Annotated in this window: 14 protein-coding genes; 4 read left to right on the forward strand and 10 right to left on the reverse strand. The window is 72.4% G+C overall.

Annotation, left to right across the window (positions count from 1 at the left end; all coding sequences use genetic code 11):
* Positions 1–207: 207 nt before the first annotated feature.
* The 6 genes from POL25_RS39090 to POL25_RS39115 form a co-directional block, all read right to left on the reverse strand.
* The gene (locus tag POL25_RS39090) at positions 208–1,623 is read right to left on the reverse strand and encodes a tryptophanase (RefSeq protein WP_272091498.1); all 1,416 of its coding nucleotides are present in this window, start codon (positions 1,621–1,623) and stop codon (positions 208–210) included.
* Positions 1,620–3,632, reverse strand: coding sequence for a GAF domain-containing sensor histidine kinase (locus POL25_RS39095; protein ID WP_272091499.1), 2,013 nt, complete (start codon positions 3,630–3,632; stop codon positions 1,620–1,622). Before POL25_RS39095 ends, POL25_RS39090 begins: the two co-directional genes overlap by 4 nt.
* Before the next feature lie 225 nt (positions 3,633–3,857).
* On the reverse strand, positions 3,858–5,228 hold the full coding sequence (locus POL25_RS39100) for a TrpB-like pyridoxal phosphate-dependent enzyme (protein WP_272091500.1): 1,371 nt from the start codon (positions 5,226–5,228) through the stop codon (positions 3,858–3,860).
* A 339-nt stretch (positions 5,229–5,567) separates the two neighbouring features.
* Positions 5,568–7,286: an alanine/glycine:cation symporter family protein gene (locus POL25_RS39105; protein WP_272091501.1), complete on the reverse strand. Its 1,719-nt coding sequence runs from the start codon at positions 7,284–7,286 to the stop codon at positions 5,568–5,570.
* Positions 7,287–7,411: 125 nt separating this feature from the next.
* The gene (locus POL25_RS39110) at positions 7,412–8,386 is read right to left on the reverse strand and encodes a hypothetical protein (RefSeq protein ID WP_272091502.1); all 975 of its coding nucleotides are present in this window, start codon (positions 8,384–8,386) and stop codon (positions 7,412–7,414) included.
* Positions 8,387–8,730: 344 nt separating this feature from the next.
* Positions 8,731–9,216 (reverse strand): DciA family protein, encoded by a 486-nt coding sequence (locus POL25_RS39115; RefSeq protein ID WP_272091503.1) that lies wholly within the window; start codon positions 9,214–9,216, stop codon positions 8,731–8,733.
* Positions 9,217–9,225: 9 nt separating this feature from the next.
* Here POL25_RS39115 and POL25_RS39120 point away from each other — a divergent pair, with 9 nt between their 5' ends.
* A complete protein-coding gene (locus POL25_RS39120) occupies positions 9,226–9,636 on the forward strand; it encodes a hypothetical protein (protein ID WP_272091504.1) in 411 nt (136 codons plus the stop codon).
* 210 nt (positions 9,637–9,846) lie between these two features.
* On the opposite strand, the gene POL25_RS39125 is transcribed toward POL25_RS39120, so the two are convergent.
* Together POL25_RS39125 and POL25_RS39130 are read right to left on the reverse strand one after the other, a co-directional pair.
* Positions 9,847–10,716 carry an aminotransferase class IV gene (locus tag POL25_RS39125; protein ID WP_272091505.1) on the reverse strand — a complete coding sequence of 290 codons (870 nt, stop codon included), beginning with the start codon at positions 10,714–10,716 and terminating at the stop codon, positions 9,847–9,849.
* Positions 10,717–10,776: 60 nt separating this feature from the next.
* Positions 10,777–11,511: a polyprenol monophosphomannose synthase gene (locus POL25_RS39130; RefSeq protein ID WP_272091506.1), complete on the reverse strand. Its 735-nt coding sequence runs from the start codon at positions 11,509–11,511 to the stop codon at positions 10,777–10,779.
* Positions 11,512–11,603: 92 nt separating this feature from the next.
* Here POL25_RS39130 and POL25_RS44730 point away from each other — a divergent pair, with 92 nt between their 5' ends.
* Complete coding sequence (locus POL25_RS44730) at positions 11,604–12,224, forward strand: PilZ domain-containing protein (RefSeq protein ID WP_272091507.1); 621 nt, start codon at positions 11,604–11,606, stop codon at positions 12,222–12,224.
* A gap of 68 nt (positions 12,225–12,292) precedes the next feature.
* On the forward strand, positions 12,293–13,726 hold the full coding sequence (locus POL25_RS39140) for a hypothetical protein (protein WP_272091508.1): 1,434 nt from the start codon (positions 12,293–12,295) through the stop codon (positions 13,724–13,726).
* Positions 13,727–14,182: 456 nt separating this feature from the next.
* Here the strand turns inward: POL25_RS39140 and POL25_RS39145 are convergent, their stop codons facing one another.
* The gene (locus POL25_RS39145; protein WP_272091509.1) at positions 14,183–16,642 is read right to left on the reverse strand and encodes a protein kinase domain-containing protein; all 2,460 of its coding nucleotides are present in this window, start codon (positions 16,640–16,642) and stop codon (positions 14,183–14,185) included.
* 194 nt (positions 16,643–16,836) lie between these two features.
* Positions 16,837–18,441: a rhomboid family intramembrane serine protease gene (locus POL25_RS44735; RefSeq protein WP_272091510.1), complete on the reverse strand. Its 1,605-nt coding sequence runs from the start codon at positions 18,439–18,441 to the stop codon at positions 16,837–16,839.
* 49 nt (positions 18,442–18,490) lie between these two features.
* Between POL25_RS44735 and POL25_RS39155 the strand changes: the two genes are divergently transcribed.
* On the forward strand, positions 18,491–19,375 hold the full coding sequence (locus tag POL25_RS39155) for a M90 family metallopeptidase (protein ID WP_272091511.1): 885 nt from the start codon (positions 18,491–18,493) through the stop codon (positions 19,373–19,375).
* Positions 19,376–19,459: the final 84 nt, after the last annotated feature.

Here is a 19,459-nt window from a genome sequence, read left to right on the forward strand (position 1 = left end):
ACCGGTCGTAGCGCGGGGAACCCTCGACGCGAGAGAGAGTCTGCTCCGTTCGCGCATGGTGGCAGGGGCGCATCCGGTTCGCAAGGGCCCCTTGGAGCCGCTCGCAGGAGCGCTGGTGGAGCGAGCCAGGGCCGGGGAGGCCGTGGCGCCCGGAGGACCTCGAAAGCGACCCGTGAGGCCTGCTAGGGCCTTTTCGCGCGTGAGTGGTCACAGTAAATCTCCTGTACCACCGTCCGCTCCGCGCACGTAGCGGAAAGTGGACGCAAAGTGGCGAATTCCGGGGGCTTCGACCTCGAAGCGAAGGCCGTGGCGCATGCGCTGGCCCTTCTCTTCGAACACGGTGCGCACCACGTCGGCGACGTACTCGAGGTGCTCCATGGTGTAGACGCGGCGCGGGATGGTGATCCGGCACAGGTCGAGGTTGGGGCGGATGTTCTCGCCGGTGTCAGGATCGCGGCCGATGAGGACGCTGCCGACCTCGACCGCGCGCACTCCGCCCTCTTTGTAGAGCTCGACGCAGAGCAGCTGGCCGGGGAACTCGTCCTCGGGCACGTTGCCGAAGAAGCGCCGCGCGTCGATGAACACCGCGTGACCGCCGAGCGGCTCGACCAGCGGCACGCCAGCGGCGCTGAGCAGCTCGCCGAAGCGCTTGACCTGACCGATGCGGTAGGTGAGGTACGGCTCCTCGGTGACCTCGCGCAGGCCCTGCGCCAACGCCTCCATGTCGGCGCCCGACATGCCGCCGTAGGTGTAGAAGCCCTCGAACAGGATCGTCGGCGCCTTGAGGCGCTCGTACAGCAGGTCGTCGCGCACGGCGATGAACCCGCCCATCGGCACGAGCGCGTCCTTCTTCGCGCTCATGATCGCCGCGTCGGTGTAGCTGCACATCTCGGCGACGATCTCCGGGATCGTCTTGGTCGCGTAGCCGGGCTCGCGGTGCTTGATGAACCACGCGTTCTCGGCGAAGCGCGCGGCGTCGAGGATGACGAGGAGGCCGTACTGGTCGGCGATCCGCCGCACCTCGCGGATGTTCTCCATCGACACCGGCTGACCGCCGCCCGAGTTGCAGGTGACCGTCATCAGGATGTACGCGACGTGGCGCGGGCCGTACTCGCGGATGACGCTCTCGAGCTTGGCCAGGTCGACGTCGCCCTTGAACGGGTGGTAGCCCGTCGAGCTGCGGCCGGCGTCGATCGTGCAGTCGATCGCGCGGCCGCCGGCGAATTCGATGTGCGCCTTGGTCGTGTCGAAGTGCGAGTTGCCGGGCACGATCATGTGCTTTTTGATCAGCACGAAGTCGAGCACGCGCTCGGCGGCGCGACCCTGGTGGGTCGGGATGGTGTAGCGGTACCCCATCGTCTCGCGGATCTGCCGCTCCATCTCGAAGAAGGAGCGTGAACCGGCGTAGGCCTCGTCGCCGATCATCATGCGGCCCATCTGGGCCGCCGAGAGGGCTCCGGTGCCGGAGTCGGTCACGAGGTCGATGTACACGTCGTGCGATGCGAGGCGGAACAAGTTGTTGCCGCACGCCTCGATCCGCCGGACCCGCTCCTCATAAGGGAGCAGCGCGATCGGCTCGACGACCTTCGCCTTGTACGGGATGATCTGTCTGGCTCTGCTCATGGGCTCTCCGCGGCCTTGGCGGCCCCTTCGGTCCTCGTGCCCGGGTCCTTGGGCTCGGTCGGGATCCGAATGAGGAAGGTTACCCCCGCCGTTTCATTGCGCGTCACTGCGATGGTCCCCTGGTGCTCCATCACGATCCGGTAGCTGATCGACAGGCCCAATCCTGTCCCCTTGCCGACCGGCTTGGTGGTGAAGAAGGGATCGAAAATCTTCGAGAGGTTGGCTTCCGAGATGCCTTCGCCGTCGTCCTTGACCGCGATCTCGACCCAGGCGCCGTTGACCCGCGTGTCCACGTGAACTTCGCCCCCGCGCGGGGTGGCGTCGATCGCGTTGTTCACGAGGTTCAGTACTACCTGGTTGAGCTTGGCAGGGAAGCAGGCGTAAGGGCGCGTCAGCGTGAGGTCGGACGTCAACTTGACGCCCTGGTCGCGCGCGTTGTTGGAGAGGATCATCAGGGTCTGACGGATCCCCTCGTCGATGTCGGCGTTCTGGAACTGCGCCTCGTCGAGGCGGGCGAAGTTGCGGAGCCCGAGCACGATCTCGGCCATGCGATCGAGGCCGATGAAGCACTCCTCGAGCACCTTCTGCGTGCGCGCGAGGACCTCGTCGAGCGAGCCTTCCTTCTGCTCGCGGCTCTGGCTGACGTAGCTGAAGAACATCTTGAGCAGCTCGAGCTGCTTCGGCGCGGGCATGCTGCCGAGGTCGGCGATGACGTCCTTGGCGTCGGAGCCGATGTCTTTGTCTTCCTTCAGCTTGTCGAGGATCGCCCGGGCCGCGCTGACGCGCGCATGCGGGTCGCCGCCGGCGTCGGCCTCGAGCCAGCGCTGGACCGCGAGCCGCCGCGCGACCTTGAGGACGCGCTCGTGGGCGAGGTGCGTGTTGTTGCGGCTGAAGGCCAGCGGGTTGTTGATCTCGTGGGCGACGCCGGCGGTGAGCTGGCCGAGGCTGGCGAGCTTCTCGCCCTGGACGAGCTGGGCCTGGGTCTGCTTGAGCTCGACGAGGCTCTCCTGGAGGCCCTCGTAGAGCTGGTTGTTCGTCAGCGAGATCGCGGTCTGGCTGGCGAGCGAGAGCGTCAGCTCGAGCGCGGCGTCGTCGTACGGGAGGACGACGCTGTCGATGTCGGCGGCCGTCAGCGTGGCGGTGCGCGAGATCTTGCGGTTGATGAGCTGGAGGACGCCGATGACCTGGTCGTCCTGGTTCTTCATCGGCAGCACGAGCATGCTGCGCGTGCGGTAGCCGGTGCGCTGATCGAAGGCGGGGTTGAAGCTGTACTCGGCCTTGGGATCGAGCAGGTAGGCGTCAGGGATGTTGACGGGCTCGCCGGTGACGGCGACGTAGCCGGCGAGGGTGCTCTTCGAGACCGGGATGGTGAACTTGACCAGCTCGAGGTGCGGCAGCGAGTCGTTCTGCGAGTTGTTGAAGCGCAGGCGCCTGGTGCCGGACGCGTCCTTCTCGACGATGTAGAGCGAGCCGGCGTCGGAGCAGGTGAAGTCGCGGGCGGTGGTGAGGATGAAGTCGAGGAGCCGCTCCTGATCACGCTCGGTCGACAGGGCGATGCCGATGCGATTGAGCTTGGTGATCTCGCCGGCGAGGCGGCGACGCTCGGCCTCGAGGCCGAGCAGACGATCGTCGGCGGCGGCGTCGCGGAGGGCGGTGCGGAGCGCGACCTGGAGCGCGGCGGCACCTGGCTCCGGGGACAGGATCGAGGAGAGCACGTCGCCGAAGCGCTGCTGCAGCGCGTCGGCGCCGGAGCCCGGCAACATGCTGATGATGCGGGTGGGGCCGACGGGCTGGAGCTCGACGCGGCCGTCGTCGCAGAGGAGGTGCTCGTCGAGGAGGACGATGCACGACCGACCGGCGCGCCGCGTGGCGACGACGGTGCCGAGCTCGCGCGGAGCGACGGGTCGCAGCTCGCCGGACGAGCGGCACAGAGCGGCGGTCGCCGAGCCGGCGAAGGCCGCCGAGCACAGCAGCAGCGGGGTCAACGGCTCGGGACGAGGCGCAGGCACAGGCCCGGTGGGTCCGGCCGCGTCACCCGGGGGCGCGGTGCTGGCTGCGTCGTCGGCCTGCACAGTGTTCATGATGGTCGGAGAACCGGAGCGCAAAAACAAGAGTCACCGCTGCATCTGCACGACGTGAGGTCGGTGCCCGCGGACCCACACCGACGTCGCGACGACGACGCGGCGCGGGCTGCACCCGCGACGCGTCGAAGTCCTCAGCGGACGATACCGCGCTCACATGTTGACTTCGGGCAGCTCGGCCAACGCCGCCTCGATCGCCGCCTGCGGGTAGGCGTAGTCGGTCAGCTCGCCGCGGAAGTAGGCGTCGTAGGCCGTCATGTCGAAGTGGCCGTGGCCGCAGAGGTTGAACAGGATCACCGGCGAGGTGCCCTCTTCCTTGGCGCGGATGGCCTCGCGGATCACCTGAGCCACGGCGTGGCCGGCTTCGGGCGCGGGGACGATGCCCTCGGCGCGCAGGAAGGTGACCGCCGACTTGAAGGCCTCGAGCTGCGGGACCGAGTAGGCCTCGATCAGCTTCTGGTCGTACAGCTCGCTGATGACGCTGCCGACGCCGTGGTAGCGCAGGCCGCCCGCGTGCACCGGCGGCGGGATGAACTTGGCGCCGAGCGTGTGCATCTTGACCATCGGCGCCATGCCGGCGGTGTCGCCGTAGTCGTAGGCGTACACGCCGCGCGTGAGGGTCGGGCAGGCCGCGGGCTCGACCGCGACGACCCGCACGTTGCGGCCGTGGACGATCTTGTCGCGCAGGTAGGGCACGGCGATGCCGGCGAAGTTGCTGCCGCCGCCGACGCAGCCGACGATGATGTCGGGGCTGTCACCGGCGCGGTCGAGCTGCAGCATCGCCTCCTGGCCGATGACCGACTGATGCATCAGCACGTGGTTCAGCACCGAGCCGAGCGCGTACTTGTACTTGCCGCCGCTCTTGGCCGCCATCTCGACGGCCTCGCTGATGGCGATGCCGAGGCTGCCGGTGCTGTCCGGATCCTGGGCCAGGATCGATCGCCCCGACTCGGTGCGGTCGCTCGGGCTGGCGGTGACGTTGGCGCCGAAGCTCTGGATGATCGCGCGCCGGTACGGCTTCTGGTGGAAGCTGACCTTCACCATGAAGACGTGGCACTCGAGGTTGAAGAAGTTGCAGGCCTGCGACAGGGCAGTGCCCCACTGACCCGCGCCGGTCTCGGTGGTCAGGCCGACGACGCCGGCCTGCTTGTTGTAGAAGGCCTGCGGGATCGCGGTGTTCAGCTTGTGGCTGCCGCTCGGCGAGACGCCCTCGTACTTGTAGTAGATCTTCGCCGTGGTCCCGAGGGCCTTCTCCAGGCGCCTGGCCCGCATCAGCGGCGTGGGGCGCCACAGCTTGTAGATCTCCCGGACCTCCTCCGGGATGTCGATGAAGCGCTCGCGCGAGACCTCCTGGTTGATGATCTCCGCGGGGAACAGCGGCAGCAGGTCGTCTGGAGTAACCGGGCTCTTGGTACCGGGGTGCAGGACCACGGGGAGCGGGCGCGGAAGATCGGCCTGGATGTTGTACCAACGTGTCGGAATTGCGCTCTGGGGGAGTTCAAAACGCGTCAGGGACTCGGTCATTCGCGGCGCTCCAGTCTCGCTCGACCTTTATATCGCGAGGCGTCGCTGCGACAAAGGCCCACGGGTCGGTCGCGGCCTCGGCTTTCGTCGGCGGGCTGCGGTCCTTGCCCCGTGTTCGCCGAGGTGCACCCCGAGCCGTAGATCGGCTGTTCTTTGGGCCATGCGCCGCAATTCGCGGGGCGCGCCGGCCGCTGCGCCCGGCGCCCGTGCGCATGCGCGTGGACGCGCCGGGTCGGCAAAACCGGCTGAAACGGGCTTCTGGGGCCATTTGGCGGGCCTCGCCGCGGCGCGCTTCGGCCGATGCGCGCGGAGTCACGGACCGCGGCGCGCGGACAGGTGTCACCGCCGCTTTGCCGCGCGTAGGCGCGCGAAGTACTCGCGGTAGGCCCGCATCGTCACGCCGGCGAACAGCAGCGTGATCGGGATGTTGACCCACAGCATCACGCCAGTGCCGACCGAGGTGATGTTGTCGAGTTCAGCCTCGGTGCTGATCCAGCCTGCGCAGGCGAGCAGGATGCTCAGGCAGTAGACGATCTTGTACGGGACGACTGACCGCCGTCCCGCCATGTAGACCATGCCCTGCTCGCCGTAATAGGCGTACGAGATCATGGTCGACACCGCGAACAGCCACGAGGCCACGGCCACGAGCCACTTCCCGAGCCCCGGGGCCACGCGATCGAAGGCGTGGCTGGTCAGCGCGGCGCCGACGTAGTCCTTGTAGACGTCGAGGCCTGCGAGCGCAGGCGCGCTGGCGAGCGGCGCCGCCGGGGAGCCCACCGGAGACCAGTCGACATAGAGGCGATCTCCCGCCCCGACAGCGACGACGCCGCTGACTCGCTGCAGGTCGCCGCCGGTGGCCGGATCGATCGGGCCGTAGCGCGCGAGCATGAACACCCCGTCGCCGGGCCGCCAGCCGGTGCCGGTGATCGCCAGCGCCTGCGCATGTTTCTCGGGCAATGGCGTATCGGACAGGTCCCAACAGCCAGGTTCGATCTGGACCGCGGCCGGCGGGGCGGACAGCGAGGCCTCGCCGTCGCGACACCAGGCGCCGCTGGCCAGCACGACCAGCGAGGTGAGGGTGCAGACGACGAGGGTGTCGATGAAGGGCTCGAGGCCGGCGACCACGCCCTCGCGCACGGGCTCGTCGGTCCGCGCGGCGCAGTGGGCGATCGGCGAGGTGCCCTGGCCGGCCTCGCTCGAGAACAGGGCCCGCTTCATGCCCCACACGAAGGCGGCGCCCGAGGTGCCGCCGACGAACGCGCCGGCGGCGTCGGCTGGGGAGAAGGCGGAGGCGACGATGAGGCGCAGCATCGCCGGGATGTCGGCGACGTGGACCGCGAGCACGTAGAGGGCGGCGGCGAGGTAGAGGAAGCACATCGCCGGGACCAGGGCGCCCGCGACGGCGCCGATCCGCTTGATGCCGCCGAGGATGACGGCGCCGACCAACAGCGCGAGCACGACGCCGACGGCCTGCTGCGGCACGCCGAAGCTCTCCTCGGTGACGATGCCGACGTTCCACGCCTGGAACATGTTGCCGCCGGTGAGCGTGCTGATGAGGAGGGTGATGCAGAACAGGACGCCGAGGACGCGGCCGACGGGCCGCAGCTTCTCGCTGCGCTGGGCGAGGCCGTCGTCGGCGACCCACATCGGCCCGCCGCTCGGCTCGTCCGGGTTGTCGGTGCGCCGGTACAGCATCGACAGCGTGACCTCGGTGGTCTTGAGCGCCATGCCGGCGATGCCGACCATCCACATCCAGAACACCGCGCCCGGGCCCCCGAGCGCGATGGCGACGGCGACCCCGCCGATGTTGCCGAGGCCCACGGTGGCCGACAGCGCGGCGGAGAGGGCCTGGAAGTGGCTGATGGCCCCGGGCGCGTCGGGCTTGTCGTAGTCGCCGCGGATGATGGCGACGCCGTGGGTGAGCGCGTGGTACTGGCAGAAGCCGCTCCACACGGTGAACAAGAGGCCGGTGGCCATCACGGCGTAGAGCACGCTGTCGTGCCACAAGACCGCGTTGATGGCCGTCAGCCAGTCGTTGATGGCGATCCAGATCTCCACGAGCGGACGAGGGCCGCATGATGGCGGCCCGACCTGCGCGGCGCAATGACCGGGGCGGGGCCAGGCGAGCGGTCGGCGACTTTGCTGGATTAATTAAAGGAGAGGCGCGGCGGCCGGCCCGCGGCTCAGCCGGCCGGGGCGGATGGGGCCACCGGGGGCGGGCTCGCGGCGGCGGCGGACTGGCCGGCGGCGAGCGGCGTGGCGGGGCTCGTCATCGGCGTCGCGGGCGGGTCGGCGGCGTCTGCGGGCGCGGGCTTGCCGAGCTGCGGGGCGTCAGGACGGATCCCCGGCGGGACCTCGACGCGCTCGCCGACTGTGATGAGGCTGGCGTAGCGGAGCAGGCTGACCTTCACCAGCAGATCGGAGAAGGCCCACTCGGTCTCGAAGTTGGTGGCGACGGGGATGTCGACCGCGCCATCGGGGCCGGGCGCGGGCAGCTCGCGCGAGGGGACGCGCGTGGGTGGGCCGTAGACGCGGGTGTAGTGGGCGACGGCGTCCTCGTAGTCGGCGAGCGCGGGCGCGGGGTCCTTGGCGGTGCGCTGGTACGAGACGTGGCGCAGCGGATGATCGACGCTGTCGAACACGAACAGCAGGCGGCCCTCGGACCGCGGCCGCGGGCGATCGGTGAGCTGCTCGCTGCGGGTCTTGGGGCAGCTGAAGCGGACCTGCGGGTTGGCCTCGCGCTTGCTCTTGCGATCGAGCCACGAGGCGGCGGTGACAGCGTCCTCGCCGCGGGCGCGGGCGTCCTCGAGGCGCTTGCGCTCGACCTTGCGGCGACCCTCCATGCTGGCGCGGATCGAGGTGTCGCCGCAGGCGAGGCCGAGGCGCGCGGCGAGGGCCTCGGCGTCGGCGACGTGGTGGCGGCCGACGTCGGTGTGCATGGCGACGGTGACGGGCGCGCGCGGCCCCGGGCGCGGATCTTTGAACTCGAAGCGCCACTCCTGCTCCCTGCGCGCGAACAGGCCGGCGAGGCCGGAGCCGGTCGCGGTCGCGGTCGGCTGGGTGGGCTCCGCGGCGGGCTCGGGCCGCTGTTCGCCAGCGCCGCAGGCGGCGAGGCCGAGGACGCAGGCGAGAAGGGTGAGGCGCGAGGCGAGCAGCATGGGAGGCGCGGGAAAGTTCTCGAAGGGCGGTGTGAACTTCGGGACAGGTCGATGAGGATCGAGATGAACTTCGGGACAGGCGCGGGTGCGGTGGCTCGGAGGGGGAAGTGTCGCGCGACGCTTCGGAGGCGGAGGTTCGAGGTGAACTTCGGGACAGGTCGCGCGGGAGGCCGGATGAACTTCGGGACAGGTCGCGCGGGAGGCCGGATGAACTTCGGGGCAGGTCGCGCGGGGCTTGGGGCGGGCCGGAGATCGGGGGAACTTTGGGACAGGTCGCGCGGGGACGCGGGGCCGGGGGCGGGTGTACTTCGGGACAGGTCGCGCGGGTGGCTGCGGAGCGGTGGTCAGCGGCCGAGCAAGATGCGGGCGCCGGCGATCGCCTGGCGCAGCTCGGGGTCGCTGACGTCGGACATGGCGCGGCTGGTGGCGTCGCTGGGCTCGGCCGTCATGGTCGGCGGAGCGAGCGCGGCTGCGGGCAGGGCGAGCGGGCGCGGGCTGGGCGTAGGGACGGCGCCGAGGCGGAACCTCAGGCCGCCGAGGCGGGCCTCGGGGGCCAGCTGCTGGAGCTTGCCCAGGAGCTGGTCCCGCGAGTACATCAGTTCGTGGTGGTACTGACTGTCCTCGACCACGACGATGACCTCGTCCCGCACGACCGCGAGCGGATAGGCGCGCCCGCGCAGCCACGGCATGTTGAGCCGCTCCCAGGCGGCGCGGACGTAGACCAGCCGGACCATGTGGTCGGGGACGATGGTCTTGACCAGCCGCCACACGGCGTCGGCGAGCGGCTGCGGACCGCGGGCGAACGAGCGGCGAGGACGACGGGCGGCCATCACCGTCGAGTGTGCCACACCGCGCTGGCGTGGGCGGCGGCGCTCCTCACGCTCGGATGCGCGGCCCGGTCCGGATGGGAGCGGACCGACGCGCGGGCCTGCCGCCCGGCCGATCCGCCGCGGATCTGCGTGCTCGCCGAGCCCGACCGGGCCCTGGTGGTCCGCGCGGGCGGGACGGCGCTGGTGCCCGGCGAGTGCGCGTCGTCGCCCCGGCGCCGCGGCGGGTCGCTTCACGTGACGGCAGAGGACGGTCGAACCGGGGCGCGAGACGACCGCTGGCTGCGGACCGGTCGCGGGGCGACGACGCGGATCACGGCGACCAACAAGGCGAAGCCGCGGGTGGTCGAGCGCGACCGCTGCACCGGGCAGATCGAGGCGGACATGGCCGAAGGGTCATCCGCAGCGCGCGGCCGCGAGTGAGGGGCGGCTGCGCGGCGAACGGGCGTGCCCGAATCGTCCGCGTAGCGGACATGCTCGAAGGGGCATGGCCGAACGAGCATGCGCGAAGGGACATGCTCGAAGGGTCATGGCCGAACGAGCATGCTCGAAGGGACATGCTCCGACAGCGAGGGGCCGGCCGCCCGGGGAGGCGGCCGGGTGTCCCGAGGGACAGGCGCGGGCTCGTGTCGCTCAGAGCGACGCGAGGCCGGCCTCGTAGGCCTGGCGGAGGCGGAGGGTCAGCGGGCCCTCGCGGCCGTCGGTGACCGGGAAGCCGTCGAGGGTGGTGACGGCGATCGGGCCGCGCACCGAGGAGGTCAGGAACACCTCGTCGGCGGCGCGCAGGTCGAACGGGTGCAGCGACGACTCCTGGGCGGAGATCGCCAGCGAGGCGGCGAGCTCGAGCACGACCGCGCGGGTGATGCCGGGCAGGATGCCGTCGGAGATCGGCGGGGTGAACAGGACCCCGCCGAGGACCGCGAACACGTTGCTGGTCGCGCCCTCGGCGACCAGGCCGGCTGGGTTGACGAGCACCGCCTCGTCGTCGCCCGCGGCCAGGGCCTGGCGCAGGGCCTGGATGTTGGGCAGGTAGTTGGCGGTCTTGAACGCGGGGTCGAGCGCGCTGGCCGGGGCGCGCGTGACGTCGACGATCCGCGCCCGCAGGCCGCGGGAGTAGCCGGCCGCGTCGGGCAGGTCGAGCGGGATCGCCAGCACGGCCAGCGTCGGCGTCAGCGCCTTGCGCGGGTCGAGCATCAGCGGGCCGACGCCGCGGGTGACGACGATCCGCACCAGGCTGTCGGCGTTGCCGGTGGCAGCGTGGGTGGCGTCGAAGTGCACGCGCAGGTCGGCGTCCGACCAGGGCAGGTCGAGGCCGATGCCGTCGGCGCTGCGGCGCAGGCGGGCGGTGTGGGCCGCCCAGGAGACGGGGCGGCCGCTGGCGGTGCGCAGGGTCTCGAACACGGCGTCGCCGAACAAGAACCCGCGGTCGAGCACGGGCACCGCCGCCTCAGCGGGGTCGAGGGGGCGGCCGATGGTGGACAGGTACACGCGGGATGACGGCATAGCTTCAGAACATGTCGGATGAGACAGGGTGGAAGGGACAGGGTGAAACGGGCATGTCCTTCAGGACCGGCGGAGACGGAGGCGGAGGCACAGGCCGACGGCCTCGAGGGCGATCGCGGGCGTCATCTTCGACGCGCCGCGCTCGCGGTCGGGGAACACGATCGGCAGCTCGCGCGCGCGCCTGCCGGCGCGCACGAGGCGGTACTTCATCTCGATCTGGAAGCCGTAGCCGCTGGCGGCCACGGCGCTGCGATCGAGGGCGGCGAGAGCGGCGCGGCCGTAGCAGACGAACCCGGCGGTCGGGTCGCGCAGGCCGAGGCCGAGCAGGGTGCGGGCGTAGAGGCCGCCGCCGCGCGACAGCAGGCGGCGCCCGAGGCTCCATCCGCGGGTGCCGCCGCCGGGCACGTAGCGCGAGCCGATCGCAAAGTCGGCGCCGGTCTCGCCGACCGCGGCGACCAGGCCCGGCAGGTAGGCGGGGTCGTGCGAGAAGTCGGCATCCATGGTGATGATGTGGGTGAAGCTGTCCTCGTGCCGCAGGGCCCAGTCGATGCCGGCGAGGTAGGCGCGGCCGAGGCCCTGCTTGGCGGCGCGGTGGAGGACGTGGACGCGGGCGTCGGCGGCGGCGAGGCCGTCGGCGAGGGCGCCGGTGCCGTCGGGGCTGGCGTCGTCGATGATGAGCACGCGCGCGTCGGGCAGCGCGGTGAGGATCGCCGCGGTGATCGGCTCGACGTTGTCGCGCTCGTTGTAGGTCGGCACGAGCACGAGCGGGCGTGGGCGATTGGCGGCGGCGCTCATGGCAGGCAGCCCGCGCAGAGTACCCCGCGCCGGCGCAGGGTTGCGAGGCCGCGCGCCGGGCTGCTATGTTGTCGCCCGCCCAGGTTGCCACGGTGCGACGGATCCGCTGCCATTACGCGTCCGGAGAGGCCTTTACGGCGGCGCTGCGCGCGGCCGGCGACGATCAGGCGCTGCAGGTCTTCACGACCGAGCGCTTCGAGCCCGGCGAAGAAGTGCTCGCGGAGGTGTTCTTCACCGGCATGAACGGGAAGATGCTGGTCCGCGCGATCGGCAAGAAATGGCACATGGCGCGCCCGCGCCTGCGCGTCCGCGCCGGTGGGGTGCTCCGCTGCGCGGGGAGCGAGTGGCGCAAGCTTCAGTTTCTCCGCGAGGTGGCGCTCGGGCGGGCGACCATGGCACCGCGGCGACGGCACCTGCGCCAGCCGGTTTTGGTCGAGATCCGCTGGCGGCGCAGCGACGGCAATGACCTGATGCCGGCGACGATCTCGGAGATCTCCGAGGCCGGCGCGCTGCTCCTGACGGACGCGGGACTCACGCTCGGGGAGGAGATCATCATCGAGATCACGACCCCGGGGGGCGCGCGCCCGCTCGAGCTGACCTCGGTCGTGCGCAACACCCAGCACCCCGACGGGGTCGGCGTCGAGTTCATGCGCCGCACCTCCGGCGGGCTGACGCGGATCCGCGAGGTCATCCGCCGGCTCGTGGACCAGTGAGCGCGATGCGACAGGTACGAAGAGACATGTCCGTGGGGACAGGGCGTTCGGGGCAGGTGCGAAGGGGCATGTCCTTCGGGGCAGCGGCGCTGGCGCTGGCGCTCGGCTGCGGGCCGCCGGCGGTCGAGGTGCTGCCGGGGGTCAAGGCCGACCTCGGGTCGGGCGCGCCGAGCCCGGTCGGCGAGCCGACGCCGGCGCGGTCCGAGGGCGACTGCGCCGGGCTGGCGGCGGGCGCGGCCGCGGGCTCCGGCGAGGACGCGGTGCTGCTCGTTTGGACATGTCCGGAAGTTCAGGCGAGTCCGGCGGCGCTGCGGGCCGCGCTGCTGCAGGCGGGCAGCCCGGCGGAGGCGGCCGCGCTGGCGCCGAAGCTGGCGGCGGCGCCCGATCTGGCGGGGCTGGCCCGGCTGGCGGCGATCGATCGCCCGGCCGCGGGCTCGCTCAACCCGGCGGAGGCGCCCGACCCGGTCACGGCGATCGTGAGCCCGATCGACGAGGCGGTGCTCGGCGGGGTGCTGCGAGCGATCGGGGCCCAGACAGCGAGCGGGCTGACGCACGAACAGCGGACGCGGTCGGCGGCGCTGCTGGCCCGGGTCCACCGCGAGGCGCTGGCGCAGCTGGGGCTGCCGCCGGACCAGCCGCTGCCGCCGTTCGGGCGCCTGCTGGCCGGGCGGTTCCTCCACTTCGGTCGCGGGTTCTGTCAGACGTACTGGCAGCGGCGCGTGGCCGGGCTCGAGCCGCTGTTCGCGGCGACCGAGGACGAGCTGATGCGGGTGATGCTGGCGGTGGAGCGCACGGCCCACGCGGGTGACGACGCGCTGCTGGCGGTCGAGCGCCAGCGGGCCCGCCGTTACTTGCAGGGCAGCGGGGTGGCGGAGCGGCTCAAGTCGCGCGGGGTGACGCAGACGCCCGAGGCCCTGCTGCCGCTGCCGAACGAGCTCGATCGCCTGGCCGACCACGGCTTCGTCGAGCTGGCGCTGCAGCGGGCGCTGTTCCTCGCGGGCGAGCAGCCGGCGCCGTTCGGGCTCGTGCCGGTGATCGAGTCGCTGCAGGCGATCCTGAGCCAGCGCGATCTGGGCGAGTTCCAGGCGCTGCTGACCCGCAGGATCGGCGAGTCGCGCAAGCTGGTGCCGGCGCCGCCGGAGCAGGGGACGCGCGAGTGGCCGGTGCGCGTGCCGTGGAGCTGGTCCGACGCGAGCTCGGTGGCGACCGCGGCCGAGACGCTGTGCGAGGAGGCCGACGCGGCCCAGGGGACGTCGCGCCAGCGCGGGCTGTGGCGGGCGGTGCTGGCGCTGCGCGACCGGCCCGACGCGTGCCGCGAGCTGCTGCGCCGGGCGCAAGCCGGCGGGCTGGCGGCCCGGCTGGCGCGGGCGGTGCTCGACCGCCTCGACGACGACAGCCTGGCCGGGCTGCGCACGCGCACGGCGGCGCGCGAGGCCGGCGAGGCGCAGGTGCGGCGGGCGTTCGCGCTGGCGAGCCGCGACGCCGGGCTGTTGCCGCGCTGAGGCGCGGAGGCGCGGAGGCTCGCGGCCGCGCTGGGGCGCGGAGGCTCGCGGCCGCGCTGGGGCGCGGAGGCGTCGCAGAGGCGCGGAGGCGACGCAGCCGCGCAGAGGCGACGCAGCCGCGCAGAGGCGCGGAGGCGACGCAGAGGCGACGCAGCCGCGCAGAGGCGACGCAGCCGCGCAGAGGCGACGCAGCCGCGCAGAGGCGCGGAGGCGACGCAGAGGCGACGCAGCCGCGCAGAGGCGACGCAGCCGCGCAGAGGCGACGCAGAGGCGCAGAGGCGACGCGGCGCGACGCGCTTGCGCGCGCGTGAGCATGTTCTTTCGGACATGTGGAATCCGAGCGGGCGCACACGGCATGTTCGAGAGAACATGTAGTTCCAGACATGTCTCTATGGACATGTCCTCGAAGGCATGACCTATCGGGCATGACCTATCGGGCATGACCGATCGGGCATGTCATACGGCAGGGGCGTGTGCTGTCAGCCAGGCGGCGATCTCGCGCTGGCGGCGAGGGTTGCGGATGGCGTGGGCGTCGCGCTCGGCCTGGCGGGCGAGGGCCAGGGCGCGGTCGCGCTGGCTCGGTTCGTGGTCCCACAGGGCGCGGGCGAGGGCGAAGTGGGCGATGGTGCGGATCAGCGGCTGCTGCGAGCGCTCGGCCAGCGAGTGGGCGCGCTCGAGGTCGTCGAGGGCGCGGGCGATGGCGCCGCGGCCGAGCTGCAGCATGCCGGTGGCGGCGAAGTACTCGGCGTAGTCGAGGCGGTCGTTGCCGAAGGTGGCGATGATCTGCGGCAGGGCCGGCTCGAGCAGCCGTGCGGCCTCGTCGAAGTGGCCGAGCTCGAAGTGGGCGAGGCCGAGGTTGGCGTGGGCCATGCACGCGAACGGGTGGCGCTCGCCGAGCAGGCTGTCGAGCCCGGCGCTGGCCTCGTGGAGGACGGCAGCGGCCTCCTCGACCCGGCCGATCGAGCGCAAGGCCTCGCCGAGGCCGATCTGGGTGATCCGGATCGGCAGCGGCTCGTCGGGCGCGGTGCGCTGGCGCAGGGCGATGCCGCGGCGGTACAGGTCCTCGGCCTCGGCCAGGCGGCCCTGGGCGGCGCGCGAGTTGGCCAGATTGTTGAGGAGCTCGGCCTCGATGCCGATCTCGGGCGGGCGCCGGGCGATCAGGGCCCCGGCGATCGCTGCGGCGCGCTCGGCGGCACCGAAGTCCTGGAGGCCGTAGCCCTGGACGTGGACGTCGGTGACGAGGGCGCGAAGCTCGATGGCGTCGTGGCCGGCGCGGATGCTGGTGAGATAGGCGGCCCACAGCGAGCTGGCGGACTGCTGGGGCTCGCCGGTGTCGCTGAAGATCCGCCCGCGCCAGAACAGGGCCTCGGCGAGCAGCGGCGGGTAGTCGGTGGCCTCGGCGGCGTGGATGGTGCGCTCGACGAGGGCGACGGCGCGGTCGATCTGACCGGCGAGGAACAGCGCCTCGACCTGGGCCAGGTCGCGCTGCAGCAGCTGGACGCGGGCGGCGACGGCGGGGTCGCTCGGGAGGCCGAGGCGGCGCTGTTCGTCCATCAACGCCGTCGGGTCGCCGCACGAGGCGACCGAGCGCAGCCCGGCGACCGCCTGGGCGGCGTTCATCACGGTGTTGCGATCGCCCTCGGCGAGCACGTCGACGAGCGCGTCGAGCTCGGCCCGGCGGCGCTGCAGGCAGTGCATCTGCAGGTCGAGCGCGGCGCTCGAGCGCTCGCCGGCGCGGTGGGCCTCGCAGGTGCGCACGTGCAGCTCGGTCCACTCGGCGGCGTGGGCGTCGAGGTCCTGTCGCGTGCGCGCGACGGTGTCCGCGGCGAACACCAGGCCGGTCGCCAGCATGGCGCGCTCGACCGCGGCGCTGCGGCTGTCGTCCCACACGCCGACGAGGTGCTCGGCGGCGTCACGGCAGCTGCCGGCGGCGCCGGCCTGGACGAACGCGATCGCGGCGGTGCCGAGGCCGGCCACGGCGAGGGCCCAGCGCATGCGTCGGCGGCCGCGATCGGGCGCGGGCGCCAGCTCGGCCAGCAGGTCGTGCATGGTCGGGAAGCGCTGGTTGGGATCGCTGTCGAGGCCGCGCAGCACGGCCCGCTGGACCTTGGGCGGCACCGGGGTGCGCGCGGGGATCGGGACGCGCTCGCCGAGCAGGACGCTGCGGCTGACCTCCTCGATGGTGCTGCCGGGGAACGGGCGGTAGCCGAACATCGCCTCGAACAGGGCCACGCAGAAGCCGAACTGATCGGTGCGCGCGTCGGTCGGCTCGCGCAGGAACTGCTCGGGCGCCATGTAGGCGGGGGTGCCGATCAACGAGCCGGCGGCGGTCATGCGCAGGATCGATTTGCCCGACTCCGAGATCGTGGCGCTGAGCTCGTCGCCGCCGAGGCCGACCGGCAGGGCCAGGCCGAAGTCCATGACGCGGACGCGGCCGTCGCCGCCGATCATGAAGTTGTCGGGCTTGACGTCGCGGTGGACGATGCCGGCGCCGTGAGCCGCGGCCAGGCCGCGACCGGCCTCCACGAACACCGCGAGGATGTCGGACCACGAGCGCGTCTGCTCTTCGAGCCAGGTGGTGAGGGTGCGGCCGTGGACGAACTCGAGGGCGATGAAGATCTGGCTGTTCCACTCGCCGACGTCGTAGATCTGGATGACGTTGGGGTGCGACAGCTGGGCCAGCGCCTGGGCCTCGCGCAGCAGGCGGGCGCGGCCGGGGAGGTCGCCGCTGAGCTGGCGACGGACCAGCTTGACGGCGACGCGACGGTCGAGCAGCTCGTCGTAGGCGCTGTAGACGACGCCCATGGCGCCCTCGCCGAGGCGGCTGAGGACGACGTAGCGGCCGAACCGCAGCGCGTTGGCGTCAGGCTCGCTCGAGCCCGCTCCGCCGCCGGTCGCCGTGGTCTCGTCGGCCATAAACGGCGGCAGCTTACCCGATGCAGGCGGCCGCCGGCGCCCCGGGGACGTGCGTCGGCCAGGGCGCGCGCGGGTACGGCCGAGCTCACACGATCGAACTCACGCGGCCGGACGGGCGCATGATGCGCGGCCGCGCGCGCGCGGCTGCCTGTGCCGGAGGACATGTCCTCGGGGGCATGTCCGAATCGACATGGCTATTTGAGCATGTCCGCAAAGGCACGCGAGTGCCGCGGCAGGAACAGGGCCCCGAGGACCACGCCGGCGGCGATGCCGGCGGCGTGGGCGGTGCCGCTGACCTCGGGGGTGAAGCTGTCGAACACGACCTGGAGTCCGAACAGGATGGCGAGCGCGACCAGCTCGGTGCGGCCGATCGGGGTCGACCGGAGGTCGCGCCGCAGCAGCAGGGCGGCGATCACGGCGCCGCCGAGCGCCATGATCGCCCCGGAGGCGCCGATCAGCAGCAACGGGCTGGCCGGGTCGCGCAGGAGCGCCACGGCGAGGCCGCTGAGGGCGGCGCTCAGCACGTAGATGGCGGCGAGGCGAGCCCGGCCGAACAGCACCTCGACGAAGGTGCCGAAGCGCCACAGCATCAGGACGTTGAGGGCGAGGTGGAGGACGCCGACGTGCAGCAGCGTCAGGGTGCCGAGCCGCCAGACCTCGGACGGGCCGAAATCGCCGGTGTACAGGGCACCCCAGGCGTAGGCGTGCTCCGTGTCGTAGGGATCGCCGACGCTGGCGTAGATGGCGTAGAAGCCGACGAGCACGGCCATCCACGCCCAGGTGAGGCGCGGGCGGATGGCGTGGCGGCCGAGGAAGGTCGAGACGGCGCGCAGGGTCGGAGCGCCGCGGCGCAGGGCGGCGAGGCGGTGGTCGAGCGCGGGGCTAGGGGTGGTGGCCGGCCGCGGCGGGCGGCGCACGATCATGGCGTCGAGCGAGGCGAGGGTGGAGCGGGCGATCCGGTGCTCGCCGTGCTGCTCGAGCGCGCGCGCGAGGGTGCGACGGGCGGCGTCGGGGCGGCCGGCGCACCACTCGGCGAGGGCGACGCACAGCTCGCGATCGCCGCGCGCGAGGTACATGCCGAGGCCGTCGGCGAGGGCGCAGGTGCGGGCGACGTCGCCGGCGAGGGCGTGGGCCTGGATGACGAGGCGAGCGAGGCGCTCGAGCTGCTGGAAGGTGGGGTCGCCGGCGAGCGCCCGCGCGAGCGCCTCGGCGAGGGCGTCGCCGCTGGGGTCGGTGCAGGCGACGCTCTGGACGTAGATGGCGCCGAGGCCCTGGGCGAACAGGCCGGCGCGCTCCTCGGGATCGGCGAAGGCGGCCTTGACGGCGTCGACGTCGCGGCGGTTGTGCAGGAGGACGATGTCGAAGGCGCGCCGCACCTGCGGCAGGCCGTGCGAGACGCGATCGAGCTCGGCGGGCGGGACATCGTCGCCGGCGCGCAGGGCGAGGATGGTCGGCAGCGCGGCCAGCTCCTCGCGCACGACCCGGGTCGGGTGGATCCGCGCGAGCACCCAGGCGAGCCGCCGCGCCCGCACCTCGTCGCCGGCGCCGATGGCCCGGTGCAGCCGCGTCTGCAGCGAGACGGGGGCGATGATGAAGAGGAGGTAGAGGCCGAAGGCGACGAAGCCGGCGCTGACGGGCTCGATCCACCACGCGAGCGCGGCGGCGAGGACGATAAAGGCGACGAGCAGCCAGCCGGTGCGCGCGTGCGGCAGGCCGACCCGGCGCAGGTAGAGGGCGTAGCCGAATAGCCCGATCGCGGTGACGATCAGCAGCGGGAGGGCGAGGGCGTCGATCGGCACGCAGCCGCAGGGTAGCCGAGCGCGGGCAGGTCGGGGTAGATCGATCGGCGTGCTGAAGCGGGCGGCGGTGCGGATGCAGTCGGCGATCGCGGTGGCGATCGCGGTGGTGGCGTCGGTGCTGGTGCTGGCGGTGGCGCCGTGGTGGATGGTGGTGATAGGGCCGCTGGTCGGGCTCGGCTACCGCGCGGCGGCGCTGCGGCCGATCACGCGGCGCGAGCGCGTGGCGCTGGCGCCGGTGCCGGAGACCTGGCGCGAGCTGCTGAGCCGGCGGGTGCCGTTCTACGAGCGGCTGACGCCGCCGGCGCAGCGGCGCTTCGAGGGCGACGTGGCGGTGTTCCTGGCCGAACACCGGATCTATGGGCCGCAGGGGTCGGAGGTGCCGGAGGAGGTCAAGCTGATGATCGGGGCCGGGGCGGCGATGCTGTGCCACGGGCGGCCGGACTGGGAGTGGCCGCACGTGCGCGACATCGTCGTCCACCCGACGCAGTGGAACGAGGACGGCGAGCCCGGCGACCACCACGGGATCGCCGGGCAGGTCCACCTGCAGGGGCCGGTGCTGTTCTCGCGCAAGCAGATCCGGTTCGGCTTCCGCAAGCCCGACGGCGAGAACGTGGTGCTGCACGAGCTGGCCCACGTGCTCGACATGGCCGACGGGGCCGCCGACGGGTCGCCCGACCGGTTCGCGTGGTCGGCGGTGCCGGGCTGGGAGGATCTGGTCAAGAGCCGCTTGAAGTCGGTCCGTCGCAAGCAGGGCGGGCCGCTGCGGGCGTACGCGGGGACCAACTCGGCGGAGCTGTTCGCGGTCGCGGTCGAGGTGTTCTTCGAGCAGCCGCAGCGCCTGCGCAAGCAGGACCCGCAGCTCTACGAGGCGCTGGCGACGCTGTTCAACGTCGACCCCGACACGGGGGTGCTGCGACGGGCGCTGCCGGAGTAGGCTGGCCCTACAGGGTGTCCTTAAGGACAGGTTGATTCTCAGGAGGATGTCCCACGGGACAGGTCGGTTGCCTGTCCCGAAGGA

It is taken from the genome of Nannocystis bainbridge (assembly GCF_028368995.1).
GTDB lineage: Bacteria > Myxococcota_A > Polyangia > Nannocystales > Nannocystaceae > Nannocystis > Nannocystis bainbridge.